At 37.1% G+C, this 12652-nt stretch carries 16 protein-coding genes and 1 pseudogene; 9 read left to right on the top strand and 8 right to left on the bottom strand.

Annotated elements, in window-relative coordinates; translation table 11 throughout:
- The first annotated feature begins 182 nt into the window (after positions 1-182).
- The gene (locus tag LZ480_RS13925; protein ID WP_241370136.1) at positions 183-1085 is read left to right on the top strand and encodes an ADP-ribosylglycohydrolase family protein; all 903 of its coding nucleotides are present in this window, start codon (positions 183-185) and stop codon (positions 1083-1085) included.
- A gap of 84 nt (positions 1086-1169) precedes the next feature.
- Here the strand turns inward: LZ480_RS13925 and LZ480_RS13920 are convergent.
- Positions 1170-1304: pseudogene (locus LZ480_RS13920) on the bottom strand (transporter associated domain protein); the annotation flags it as partial.
- A gap of 72 nt (positions 1305-1376) precedes the next feature.
- The gene (locus tag LZ480_RS13915) at positions 1377-1847 is read right to left on the bottom strand and encodes a Fe-S oxidoreductase (RefSeq protein WP_241370135.1); all 471 of its coding nucleotides are present in this window, start codon (positions 1845-1847) and stop codon (positions 1377-1379) included.
- Positions 1848-2160: 313 nt separating this feature from the next.
- On the opposite strand from LZ480_RS13915, the gene LZ480_RS13910 reads away from it, so the two are divergent.
- On the top strand, positions 2161-2736 hold the full coding sequence (locus LZ480_RS13910) for a hypothetical protein (protein WP_241370134.1): 576 nt from the start codon (positions 2161-2163) through the stop codon (positions 2734-2736).
- Between the two features lie 158 nt (positions 2737-2894).
- Here LZ480_RS13910 and LZ480_RS13905 read toward each other — a convergent pair whose 3' ends face one another.
- Positions 2895-3485, bottom strand: coding sequence for a Fic/DOC family protein (locus LZ480_RS13905; protein ID WP_241370133.1), 591 nt, complete (start codon positions 3483-3485; stop codon positions 2895-2897).
- Positions 3472-3645 (bottom strand): hypothetical protein, encoded by a 174-nt coding sequence (locus tag LZ480_RS13900; RefSeq protein WP_241370132.1) that lies wholly within the window; start codon positions 3643-3645, stop codon positions 3472-3474. Before LZ480_RS13900 ends, LZ480_RS13905 begins: the two co-directional genes overlap by 14 nt.
- Before the next feature lie 270 nt (positions 3646-3915).
- Between LZ480_RS13900 and LZ480_RS13895 the strand changes: the two genes are divergently transcribed.
- The 3 genes from LZ480_RS13895 to LZ480_RS13885 all read left to right on the top strand — a co-directional run bounded on the left by LZ480_RS13895 (position 3916) and on the right by LZ480_RS13885 (position 5639).
- Positions 3916-4083: a hypothetical protein gene (locus tag LZ480_RS13895; RefSeq protein WP_241370131.1), complete on the top strand. Its 168-nt coding sequence runs from the start codon at positions 3916-3918 to the stop codon at positions 4081-4083.
- Positions 4080-4865: a serine/threonine protein kinase gene (locus LZ480_RS13890; RefSeq protein WP_241370130.1), complete on the top strand. Its 786-nt coding sequence runs from the start codon at positions 4080-4082 to the stop codon at positions 4863-4865. Before LZ480_RS13895 ends, LZ480_RS13890 begins: the two co-directional genes overlap by 4 nt.
- Positions 4866-5111: 246 nt before the next feature.
- Positions 5112-5639 (top strand): YceI family protein, encoded by a 528-nt coding sequence (locus LZ480_RS13885; protein WP_241370129.1) that lies wholly within the window; start codon positions 5112-5114, stop codon positions 5637-5639.
- Positions 5640-5734: 95 nt separating this feature from the next.
- Here the strand turns inward: LZ480_RS13885 and LZ480_RS13880 are convergent, their stop codons facing one another.
- Positions 5735-6226 (bottom strand): LURP-one-related/scramblase family protein, encoded by a 492-nt coding sequence (locus LZ480_RS13880; RefSeq protein ID WP_241370128.1) that lies wholly within the window; start codon positions 6224-6226, stop codon positions 5735-5737.
- Between the two features lie 426 nt (positions 6227-6652).
- Here LZ480_RS13880 and LZ480_RS13875 point away from each other — a divergent pair, with 426 nt between their 5' ends.
- A complete protein-coding gene (locus tag LZ480_RS13875) occupies positions 6653-7252 on the top strand; it encodes a C40 family peptidase (protein WP_241370127.1) in 600 nt (199 codons plus the stop codon).
- A 170-nt stretch (positions 7253-7422) separates the two neighbouring features.
- Here the strand turns inward: LZ480_RS13875 and LZ480_RS13870 are convergent, their stop codons facing one another.
- Together LZ480_RS13870 and LZ480_RS20015 are read right to left on the bottom strand one after the other, a co-directional pair.
- Positions 7423-7773, bottom strand: a complete 351-nt coding sequence (locus LZ480_RS13870) for a hypothetical protein (RefSeq protein WP_241370126.1) — start codon at positions 7771-7773, stop codon at positions 7423-7425.
- Between the two features lie 98 nt (positions 7774-7871).
- Positions 7872-9833 (bottom strand): methyl-accepting chemotaxis protein, encoded by a 1962-nt coding sequence (locus LZ480_RS20015; protein WP_241370125.1) that lies wholly within the window; start codon positions 9831-9833, stop codon positions 7872-7874.
- Positions 9834-10088: 255 nt separating this feature from the next.
- On the opposite strand from LZ480_RS20015, the gene pdxS reads away from it, so the two are divergent.
- On the top strand, positions 10089-10973 hold the full coding sequence (gene pdxS / locus LZ480_RS13860; RefSeq protein ID WP_241370124.1) for a pyridoxal 5'-phosphate synthase lyase subunit PdxS: 885 nt from the start codon (positions 10089-10091) through the stop codon (positions 10971-10973).
- On the top strand, positions 10963-11577 hold the full coding sequence (gene pdxT, locus LZ480_RS13855) for a pyridoxal 5'-phosphate synthase glutaminase subunit PdxT (protein ID WP_241370123.1): 615 nt from the start codon (positions 10963-10965) through the stop codon (positions 11575-11577). Before pdxS ends, pdxT begins: the two co-directional genes overlap by 11 nt.
- 107 nt (positions 11578-11684) lie before the next feature.
- On the opposite strand, the gene LZ480_RS13850 is transcribed toward pdxT, so the two are convergent.
- Complete coding sequence (locus LZ480_RS13850) at positions 11685-11903, bottom strand: hypothetical protein (RefSeq protein ID WP_241370122.1); 219 nt, start codon at positions 11901-11903, stop codon at positions 11685-11687.
- A gap of 107 nt (positions 11904-12010) precedes the next feature.
- Between LZ480_RS13850 and LZ480_RS13845 the strand changes: the two genes are divergently transcribed.
- Positions 12011-12643: a YdeI/OmpD-associated family protein gene (locus tag LZ480_RS13845; protein WP_241370121.1), complete on the top strand. Its 633-nt coding sequence runs from the start codon at positions 12011-12013 to the stop codon at positions 12641-12643.
- Positions 12644-12652 lie beyond the last annotated feature (9 nt).

The following is a 12652-nucleotide window of genomic DNA, read 5'->3' as shown; positions in this document are numbered from 1 at the left end:
ACGACAATAACAATCAATTCAAATACAATGATTACCACAATGAGCGCTAAAGCTTACTCTCCTGCCATCATCATAATTTCCTAAAATAGTTTACGCGAATAATATACAAAAATGATCGAATGTAAAAACAGCTAATGGTACACTGATACTAAACTAACAACTGTCAATTGAGGTGAATACGAATGAATAAACGAAAACGTGCGCTTTGGGGCTTTATTATTGGCGATGCATATGGTGTGCCGATGGAATTTATGGAGCGTGATACATTTAAAGTAGATGATATGATTGGTTACGGTTGCTGGGATGTACCAGCAGGAACGTGGTCAGACGATAGCGCGATGACGCTTATTACAATCGAACATTTAATACATGATACATCTATTGCAGATTTAAAACAGGCCTTTTGTGATTGGGCATTTCGTGGCTACTGGACTTATAATGATGAACCTTCATTTGATGTTGGTTTAACGATTTCCGAAGTTCTAAATCGCTGGGAGAAAAACGGGCCTTTTGAACAGGCGAAAACCGATGAAAAAAGCAATGGAAATGGGGCTTTAATGCGTATTTTACCAATTGCTTTATATAGTTATAAGCGTAGTATCGAGGAACGCTATGTGAAAGATTATGCTACGTTAACACATGGCCATATTCGTTCGACGCTTTGTTGTATGCATTATACATATGTAGTACATCATTTAATGGATGGTATGACTTTTGCACAAAGCCTTGAAAATGCAAACAAGCAATTACTACCCTTATTAAATGAATATCCAAATGAAAAACCAAATTTTGAACGTATTTTTTCAATCAATGAGTTAACACGCGATGATATTAATAGTAATGGCTATGTCATTCATACACTCGAAGCAGTATATTGGAGCATGCTCAATAGTTCAAGTTACTATGATACTATTTTCAATGCCGTTCACCTAGGAAGCGATACCGATACGGTTGCTGCGATTGCTGGTGGACTTGCTGGCATCTACTATGACGAGCTTAATGTACCAGAAGATTGGATGGAGCTGATTCCAAAACGCGATGAAATTGACAAATTGTTAGATCGATTTGTGAAAGTAATTTTTTAATATAAAGTGAAAGTAAATCATGGCGAACTTGCGATATTTCAATATTAAAACAGTCCCCCTAATTTTTTCGGGGGACTACTGCTTTTATGTTGTGGCAATCATACCATCATCTTCATCTTCAATTTCACCAACGATTTCAGATAAAATATCTTCCATTGTTACTAAGCCAATTGTGACTCCTTTTTCATTTGTTACAATTGCCATATGATTCCGCGTTTGACCGTTGCTGGAACATTGAAATGTTCAAATACTGGGTTCAGTTCATTCTAGCCCTAGCCTGTGATACCATTACTAATCAACATCTATTGACGATTTAATAATATTCCCATTATACAATTGAACTTTTTCATATTCCTTTTTATCTACTTGCAATACAAATGTATGAGGCATACCTTCTGAATCACAATTTTCGCCACCGCTTTCTAATAATTGAACAGCTAAATTATTTTTATCTTCATAGGCGCCATCCACCGCTACTCCACAGCTATTTGAATATGTGACAATAAAAATAGCCATAAATTTCTCTGTGTCCATATCAAATCCATCAACTTTAAAACGCCCCTTTAATTCCTCTAGCTGCCCTGCTGTTTCTGCATAAGCAATATGTGGCACAAGCGATTCATAAATCGGTGAAATTTTTTCTTCATATTTTATGATTTCAAATGGGACAGATTGATTCTCAGTAAACATCGGCCCTTTTTCCTCTTTATCTCCACAACCTGCTAATAATAACATCGCTAGTAATAATACATATTTTTCCATATAAATATTCCCTTCTGTTTGCTAACTCTATCCTCTGTGATTTTAGTCAATTTCCAATCGTTTATCAAATTTCTACTTATAAGGATTAAAATTTCCCTTTTCACTTTGTCACAAAGTCGAACATCTTAACAAAAAGGATTGTAATTGATGAGCCTCTATATACAACTGACCATATAAAGGTTGTGTTAGATTTGGTAATTACAAGGCTATCCTTCACACATTATAATTTTTAGAAAATTTTATATTTTTTAAATACTTTTTTGGTTTTTTTTGGTATTATATCTTTATTCAAATGACAGAGAGGTTAATATGAATGCCTTTAAATTATAGTAGCTATCAAGAAATCGATCCGTTTTATATGACTTTATTTGAACGTCTTTGGGACCAATATTCTCCGGAGTTACCCCCACTTCCTACCGATATTCAAAATGAAAACAATACAAAAGCCGCGGTGTTTAATATATGGGTTAACTACTATCAGGTAAAAAAATACTTATTCATTAAATTCGAGAAAAATTTTTTACATGCATATGATGAACATTTAGCAAACCGCTTAAAAATTTCCACGCCCGAACAATTACAAACAATATTACAATCTTATCGCACCAAACACCATCATGCATTTTTATATTGCTATTTTCTAGCTTTACATGCATTTAATGAATTGACGATTTTTGTAAATCAACACGAAGAAATCGACCCTCCAATGCTGAAGAAGTATAATTACTATTATTTAACTGATACAGATTATGAACCCCACGACGAGGTATTTCGAATTATGAAGATTCTAACTTTCGAGTTTCTACAAGTACATTTAACTGTACAAAAATGCGAAAGAATGCATTTTTTTGCTTACAACGATATACAACCGTATTTAAAAGGATGTTAGTAGGTTCTATTGCCTAATAGCAACTTTTTTATTGTAAAATAACATTGAGCAAATTTACAAACAAAATTGGATCAATTGCAATCTACTTATTTTCGGCGGGCTTCGGTAAAGCTAAAACCAATACAGTGCTTGTTAACAACTTAGAAAAAGGAGATTCCCTAAAATTGAGGGAAATCTCCTTTTTGTAATGTATGCAAAAAAATGTTCTGTAGCTTATTCGTATCAAGTACCGCATCAATCATCGCCTGCATATAACCGTCACGCTCTAATTTCACAAAATCCCAATTATATCCCTTACTTTTCGCATATGCATGAATGAATAAGCGGATTGCGCGGCCATTTCCTTCACGAAACGGATGGATAATGTTAAGCTCTGATTTGTAATATGCTAGGCGCTGTGCTGCTATTTCGACAGTGGGCCATTCCCCTTCTTGCGCCAGCTCCGTGAAAAGTTTCTCACACATTGATAATATATATTGCATTTGGCAAAATCGCGTATCCCCTTTAATGAGTTGTACTTTACGAATTTCACCAGCAAATTGATAAATATCTTGAAATAAATAATGGTGCAGCGCCATCAATGACGCTAAGTTGAAACTATCAATCGTATATTTACCGCACTCAATTTCTAAGCTACGAACGGTAAATGCAAATTGCTCGGCAAGTTCTAAATCAGCGAAATTATCAATGCCCAATAAATTTTGCTCGAGTAAATACGACTCGTCTTCACCAAAATTATACTTTTTCACTATTCACCACTTCTTTAATCATTTCTGCTGTTAGTGATTTTCCTTCGTTAACAATTTCAATTGCTTGCAATGCGACTTCTTTATTGATCTTAAAATTTTCAAGCGTTAAGTTTTTTTCTACGCGCTTATAGGCGTCGCATTCCAAATGAATTTTAGACAAAAGAACCCCTCCACAAACTTGCTTTATCTTTTAATTATAAAGCTTTTTCACTGTGAAGTAAATTTTGCTACAGCCTTTAATCAAGCTCGTGTGGTTGCGCTGCTATGAGTTTGAAGCTTACTAGCTGTAAAAATCGTATGAATAAATCCTTTCGTCGTTTCACTGCACTTATCAAATTTTTATGCTCATTTCATTAAATTTGTTACTAATCTAGAAACTTTTAAGACGTTAATACGTATAACAATAAAACAAGAAAAAGGGGTTAATATTATGCTAAAAAAGATTCTTCAAAACCTTCTTGGGTCAAATAAAGGCTACCGCCACTATTCTTCTTCAAGTAGCCGTCGTCGCTATTCACATAAAGATAACTATCGCGGTCATCATTATTACAAACGTAAAAAACGTAGCTCACGCAGTTTCTTTAGTAGCTGGTCATGATTTTTTATTTTCTAGAAAGTAAGTATCGAAAGCGTACAGAGCATTATATTCAACAATACACCGATTATGAGCTTATCACTATACTAGGCGAGGGATCGTATGGCGTTGCGTATTTATTACAACATCGTAAGACAAAAGAGCAGGCCGTGTTAAAACGCCTAAAAGCTAATCAATTGAAGCCTACATCTAAGCAACGATTTATTCAAGAAATGACTCTGTTGCAAGAGCTTCAGCATCTTCCAGTTCCGAAATTCATCGCGAGTGGATTTATTGGAGATGCACCCTATTTTTTAATGAGCTTTGTCGACGGCTATACATTTGAAAAGGCCATTTTCGAACAGCAACAAACTTACTCCATCAATGATACGATTTCAATAACAAAAGATCTTTTGTATTTTGTACAACAACTACACGAAAAAAACATTGTCCACCGTGATCTCCGCATTCCTAATGTTCTTGTAGCTGACGATGGATTACACATCATTGATTTTGGCTTAGCGACAAACATCGATGCATATTTCAATTTGCACGGCGTAAAAAACCCGAAAAAAGCACCACATCCAGTGAGCGATTTATATGCGGTTGGACATTTTATGTTGTTTTTATTGTATTCAATTTATGAACCACAAGCTAAAAAAAGTACAACTTGGCAGCAAGAGCTCCAGCTTCCCGTCGCGCTTCAACATTATATTGAGCGCTTATTGACTATCAAAACACCATTTCAAAATGCCTCAGAAGCGCTACAGGCACTCCAACAATTAAGGGTCTATTCGGAACATTGATTTCCAGATAGACCTTTTCATCATAAACTTTCTAATACACCAAAAATTAAACTGAATTTTAAAACTAAAAAGAAAATTTAAATAATTAATTTTATTGTGTTGACAGTCATTTTTATTCGTGATATATTTATTACGAATTCAAGATAAATGAATTCGAATTAATAATAGCATTTCTTCCCAAACAAAATGGGAATTTTATTTTGACTAATATCTCAAATTAGAGATAATTTCAGGAGGAAAATGAACATGACAAACTGGACAATCGATCAATCACACTCAACGGTAGGCTTTGAAGTAAAACACATGATGGTATCAAAAGTGAAAGGCCAATTCGACAGCTACACTGCAAATCTTGACGTAGCCAATCCAGCGGACTTATCCGATGCAACAATTAACTTTACACTTGACGTTGCAAGCATCAACACAAAAAGTTCAGACCGCGACAACCACTTAAAATCAGCAGATTTCTTTGATGCAGACGCTTTCCCGAGCATGACGTTCACTTCTACAAATGTTGAAAAAGATGGCGATGACTTCAAAGTAACCGGTGATTTAACAATTAAAGACGTTACTAAGCCAGTAACATTCGATGTTGAATTTGGTGGCAAAGGTACAAATCCATGGGGTGTAGAAGTATACGGCTTCGAGGCTTCGGCAAAAATCAACCGTGAAGATTTCGGCTTAACTTGGAACCAGGCACTTGAAACAGGCGGAGTACTAGTAGGAAAAGATATTAAAATTAATGTGGAATTAGAAGTAAACCCAGCACAGTAATTATTTCATATGCTCTGCAAATCAATGTTATGATTGGAAAAACAATTCACGCCGAAAAAGCATCTCCACCGAAATTTTACGGAGATGCTTTTTTCTTATACACTTGCCGCCGCTGTATTTTGGTCGGCTTTTACACAATCAATCGCTACAACTAATGCAATAACAATCATTTCCCATTCCTCATCAAATACTTGAATTTGATATGTGTCGCCCCATGTCATCCATTCTTTTGACACGCGGCCAATCACTTGACCATCCTTCACAACATCAAAATCCATATCCCATAAGTTTCCATTCACTTCAATTCCAGCACCATCAACCAAATATTTTGCCTTAAAAAATGTAAATTCCTTTTTAATTGTAAATATCTGACGTCCCTCTACTTCTACATAAAACGTTGGCAGCCAACTAAAAGTCTTTTTCGTTATCAGTGCCTTTTCATTGTGCTGTAAGTCACTAATCGTAAACGTTTTCGGAATTTGTAGAAAACTACCTTCGATTTTATACACCTCTTGCTGTAAATCATCAAACACATTAAAACGTCCGCGCATGCTCATGATTTTTTGCTTTAAATAAAATGATTTCATCGATCTCCACTCCTTTTCGAAAGGCTTTTTCTGTAATACGAAATTGAACGCAGTAAAGATTCAAATTAATAACGCCTCATGCATAAAGTAAGGATAACAACAAAAAGCCGCTATATGCTTACAATCTATAACATACAGCGGTTTGCTTATTTAATATGTTGTACGGCCGACTCTAACGCAAAATGCATCACTTTTGGTGCAGTTGAATCACATAAAATATATGGCTTCGTAACTTCATTATTCATTTTGCCCGAGTTTTTATGAGGCCCCCTTTTTAATCTCCCACATCATATTACGATATTATTACAAAATAACATTTACTTTTAATATTATTGAAAAGTAGGTGAAATATTTCTTTGTTATGATTAATCTCGTTAGTTCAGTTCGAGCTATAAAAACTTACATATACGAGGTTTAACATATATCATGAAAAAATTTTTTAAGACAATTGCAGCATTCTCTTTAGGTACATCACTTTTATTTACATCTATGTCTGGCGCTTCTGCAGCTACATATACTGTAAAAAGTGGCGATACATTAGCTAAAATCGCTAAACAATACGGTACGACTTACTCATCGATTATGAGTTCAAATAGCTTAATATCAACAAACATCAACGTTGGACAAAAACTACAAATTGGTTCTAATCATGCTACTTCGGCTTCAGTAAACAGCTCTAGAGTAATTTCTGTAGCCAAACAACAATTAGGCACACCCTATGTTTTTGGTGGTTCATCACCATCTGGTTTTGATTGCTCAGGTTTCGTTTCTTATGTATTTTCAAAATCAGGTAAATCAGTGGGACGTCAAACTGCCGCAAGCTTATATAATAACGCAACAAAGGTATCCACGCCTAAAGTTGGGGACTTAGTGTTCTTTAGTAACACGTATAAAAAAGGCATTTCACATGTAGGTATTTACATGGGTAACGGTAAAATGATTAACGCAAGTGGATCTAAAGTAAACATCACATCTATCCATGAAGGCTATTGGAAATCGAAGTTTACAGGCTATGGTCACATTTAATTTCATACAAGCAAAACTCCCTATCTGTGCACAAACTACACAAATAGGGAGTTTTTAAGTTATGTATTGGTCAATAATTCACTTTACGCAAACACTGCTTTATATAGCTTTCATATAACAAGGCAGCCTAGCCAATATAATTTGGTCATAGACTGCCTTCATTTTATTAATCACTTTGCTTCTTTAATCGCCTCGATTAGCGTCTTAAAAATTGCTGCATCTTCTACATCTTCATCCGTAATTTCATTTAAAATTTCAAAATCATCAGCGTCTACAAGTAGAATACTCGCTCCGTCTTTTATGAATTCATCGGCTTCTACATCACCTTCGTAATACTGATATGTCGCAAGCACTACATTGGCACCCGCTTCCTCATCAAAAAACGTATATAGCGTATCTGCATTGCCATATACTTCTTCGATTGCATCAGTTAACCCTTCTGAACCCGCGCTCCACTTCACTTCATTATTAATCGTTGCCGCTACTAATGATTCTACAAACTCATCTACTGTATTTGTCATTACATCGCCTCCATATTTGCCAATTGCTTGGCGGTAGTGTAGCTACTGTATCACAGTTAGTACTCTTTGAAAACTCCCATTAATACGCATACCACCGTCTATGACCGATGAACTTTATACTGTTTAACAATTCGATTTAATTGCTCTGCTAGTTGTGTTAACTGCTCGGTCGAAACGGCAATGTTTTGCATAGATGCACTCGATTCCGTTAATGTGCTCGTTGTTTCTTCCACAGCGGCTGTCGTTTCTTCACTAATCGCAGCAATTTCTTGAACTGTTGCATTAATTTCCTGACTTTCACCGTTCATTTGTGCTAAACCTTGCATCATTTCAGCAATCGCCTCGGTAATCGTAGCTACTGCCTGTTCGATTTCATTAAAGGTTTGCGAAGTTGTTGCTAATTGGCTCACGCCGAGTTCTACTTGTGTATAGCCGTTTTGTAACGAACCACTTACATTTGTGGAATCGCGCTGTATCGTTGAAACAATGGACGTAATTTCTGAAACGGACTGCTCTACTTGAACCGCAAGCTTGCGTACCTCTTCTGCCACTACAGCAAAACCTTTGCCATGTTCCCCAGCACGTGCCGCCTCAATCGAAGCGTTTAATGCAAGCAAATTCGTTTGATTCGCTACCTCTTCAATAATGGATACGAACGTTGTAATTTTACTTGCTTGAATGTCTAATGCTGCCATTTTTGTTACCGCATCATTCATGACCATTTGCAATTCATTCATTTGCGCTGATGAGGCATGCATCAGTTGTGCACCTTTTACTGATAGCACACGTACCGATTGAGACGAGTTTTGTAAGATGGTACTTTGCTGTACGGTTTCTTGTAAGCGGTTTGAAAAATCATTTACCGTTTCTGAAACTTCTGTAATGGCGAAAGTTTGACGCTCTGCTCCGGAAGAAATATCTTCCATCACTTGCGTTATTGCTTGTGAGCTAGACGACGCAATTGACACATCTTCTTTTAACAGGATACTTTGAGCAGAAACAGTTTCTGAGGCAAGCGCAACTTCTTTAATTGTACTATGAAGCTGCTGTTGCATATCTTTCATATCTTGCATCATCATACCCATTTCATCTTGACGATTTGTTAATTCGATTGTTTGTGTTAAATCACCATCTCGTAAACGCTGTAACGCACTCGCCGTTTTTGCAACGGGGGCTGTTAACGATTTGCTATAAACCGTTGCAATAACAATGGCTACGAAGAATGCAAGCACTAATACAATGATACCCGTTGTAAACATACCTGATTGGATGGATTGCATTGCCGAAACATCTTGCTTCAGCAACATGACGCCAATTACTTCTTTTCCTGTTGGGTCTAAAAATGGCAAGTAGCTTTCGATTACTTGTGCATCTTCTTTAAATACACGTGTAGCGTCACCGTTTAACAATTCTTTTAAAGAGACGTCCTCGCTTTTGGCAAGAAAAGTTTCTAGCTCTTCTGGATTTAAAAATTGAAGCTGTACAAGTGGCAATAATTCCTGAATAAGCTGAATAAATTGATCATTTACCCCAACTTGAACCGTACCAATAATTGTTCCGTTCACTTCAATCGGAGCGAATGCACGAATCGCTAGTCCACTTTTCCCATACTCTAGCCCACTAATTACGTTGCCATTTAAGGTTTCCTGAATTGCAGAAGTTTTGGACTTATCATCACCAAATTGCTCCAAATTATGGCCGCGCACATGAACCATTCCTTGTGCATCTCCTATTTCTAGTACGGCTAGCTGCTGCTCATGTTGAAGTTTGGTAAACAGCGCCTTCATGCTTTCATTTATAGAAGTGCGGTTCGTTGATTGCAAAATAGCCGCCACTTCTGGATTTTTCGCAAGTGATGTAGCGATCGCCTGCAGTTGCGCCTTTTCTGTTTCTACTTGGGTATTCACAATATGTTCCATTTGCTTTTGATCTTCATTTTGAATCGATTCAAAGCTTGATGTTGTTGCAAAATAATTGACTACTACAGTTACGAGAACCGGTAAAATACATACTGCTAATAATAGAAAAGTTAACCTCGTTCTCATCGTTTTCTTGCGCACACTTTCACCTCTATGTAATTTATCGCATTATTATTTTTTGACAATTTTATCACAATTTTGTCACAACAAATATCATAACAGGAATTGTAGGAAATTTGAATTGTACAGTGTTAAAAAATGGGGATTAATTTAGTTGGTGTTGAGGTGGAAAAAAAAAGCCCCAAACTGACCACTTCGAAAAGTTATATTTTGATACTTTCAAAGATATCAATTCCCGCTATACTAAACGTATTAATCTTTAGGAGGTTTTTACTCATGGTTCAATTTGGTACAGATCGTGTAAAACGAGGGATGGCAGAAATGCAAAAAGGTGGCGTTATTATGGATGTTGTCAACGCCGAGCAAGCAAAAATCGCTGAGGCAGCTGGAGCAGTAGCAGTTATGGCGTTAGAGCGTGTTCCTTCAGATATTCGTAAAGCTGGCGGCGTTGCACGTATGGCGGATTTAAAAATTGTTGAAGAAGTAATGGCTGCCGTTACAATTCCAGTTATGGCGAAAGCACGTATCGGTCATATTACAGAAGCGCGTGTATTAGAATCAATGGGTGTGGATTATATCGATGAATCTGAGGTATTAACACCGGCAGATGAAGAATTCCATTTATTAAAAAGTGACTATACAGTACCATTCGTATGTGGCTGCCGTGATTTAGGTGAGGCTGCTCGTCGTATCGGCGAAGGGGCATCAATGCTACGTACAAAGGGTGAGCCCGGTACAGGAAATATTGTCGAGGCCGTTCGTCATATTCGTAAAGTAAATGCGCAAGTACGACGTGTTGTCGGCATGAACGTAGATGAGCTAATGACCGAAGCTAAGCTGTTAGGTGCACCTTTTGAATTATTGTTAGAAATTAAGCGCTTAGGTCGGTTACCAGTTGTTAACTTTGCAGCTGGAGGTGTAGCAACGCCTGCAGATGCCGCGTTAATGATGGAGCTAGGTGCTGACGGTGTATTCGTAGGTTCTGGTATTTTTAAATCGGAAAATCCTGAAAAATTTGCACGCGCAATTGTGGAAGCAACAACACACTATCGAGATTATGAGTTAATCGCTCGCGTGTCTAAAGATTTAGGTTCACCAATGACTGGTATTGAAATTTCAAAATTAGCGGCTGCGGATCGGATGCAGGAACGTGGCTGGTAATCGAAAAAAGATTGGTGTTCTCGCTTTACAGGGAGCAGTTCGTGAGCATGTAAACGCCATTGAAACAGTCGGTGCACAGGCAGTTGTTGTTAAGCATGTTGTGGATTTGGTTGACATTGACGGCTTAATCTTACCTGGTGGTGAAAGTACAACAATGCGAAAACTAATCGATCACTATCAATTTCTTGAACCATTACGTGCTTTTGGACAAAGCGGTAGGCCCATTTTCGGTACTTGTGCAGGTTTGATTTTATTAGCTTGTGAAGTTGTCGGCTATGATGCGCCCCATATAGGACTTATGAATAGTGTAGTGGAGCGCAATTCTTTTGGGCGTCAAAAGGATAGCTTTGAAGTCAAGCTCCATGCGAAAGGTATCGGAGAAGATGTAGCTGCTGTCTTTATCCGTGCCCCGCATATTGTTTCAGTTGGTGAAAATGTAGAGGTACTCGCAGAATATGATGGTCGTATTGTACTCGCTCGCGATGGACAGTACTTGGGCTGTTCTTTCCATCCAGAGTTAACAGAGGATGTACGCGTAATGAAGTATTTTTTAATGATGGTTGAACAGAATGGAGAAAAATGCTGCAAGTCTGATCAACTTTGAAAGACTTAAATAGTAGAAAGGTCTGTCCGGAATGATCTTTTGGGCAGACTTTTTACTGATACTGATCAAAAAGCAAATACTTTTTTGGACAGTTCCTCTATTAATACCTATTCAATTTCTAATTCATACATCACTTTTTTCTTCATATCACGTGTGAACCAAATAATCTTATTACCTTGTACAACTTGCTGAACATCAGAAAGCACATGTGTTGAAACACTTCTAATATCTGATGTAAGCTCACCGCGTCCATTTAATACCGCATACTTTAAATTCCCAAGAAGTTTATCTTTATTCAGTTGCCAATCCCGATGCTGCCTCTTCAATTCTAGCTATACAGCTATTACAAACCTCTATTTTATTCGCATCTCATTTGCTATTCTAAAAATACTAGTAATAATTTTAATAATAAGCATTCGAGGGAGTGGGATTTTTGGAGAAAAAGTTTAAATTACAAAATGTGTTAAAGGTTCAAGTTTTACATGCGCCGGAAAACTTTACGATTACTACAACTTCAAATGAACAAACATACGATCGAATCCTCTATTTTGTTTACAGTCTAGAGGAAATGGTAAAGGGATTACGATCGGTCATTGCGGCAAAATCACTTGCACTAGATGGCTACTTGTTTTTTATTTATCCAAAAAAAGGGAATAAGCAATACGCAACTTATCTTGGCCGAGATGAAATTTTCCCCGCACTGCAGGTGGATGACGACAAATATGCTCTACAAAGTGCCATCAAATTTACGAGTCTGCAATCACTCGATGATACGTTTTCAATACTTGGTATGAAGCATGCGCAGATTAAGCCAAAAAAGACTGCTTCTAGCCAGCGTGTTGGCGATTACGAGGGACATATCCCTGAAATTACGCGCTTTTTAAATGATTATCCAAAGGCTTTATCACTTTATGAAAGTTTAACACCTGGCTACAAAAAGGATTGGGCACGCTATGTATTTAGTGCGAAGAAGGCTGAAACACAGACCCATCGAAAACAAGAAATGATTCAGATTTTAGAAGCGGGGTTTAAAACGAAAGAATTGTTTAAAAAAAGCAATAAATAGATACTCTGA

Source organism: Solibacillus palustris (assembly GCF_022549215.1).
Taxonomy (GTDB): Bacteria; Bacillota; Bacilli; order Bacillales_A; family Planococcaceae; genus Solibacillus; species Solibacillus daqui.
Note: the sequence above shows the minus strand (reverse complement) of the source record. Positions and strands in the feature narration are given on the sequence as shown.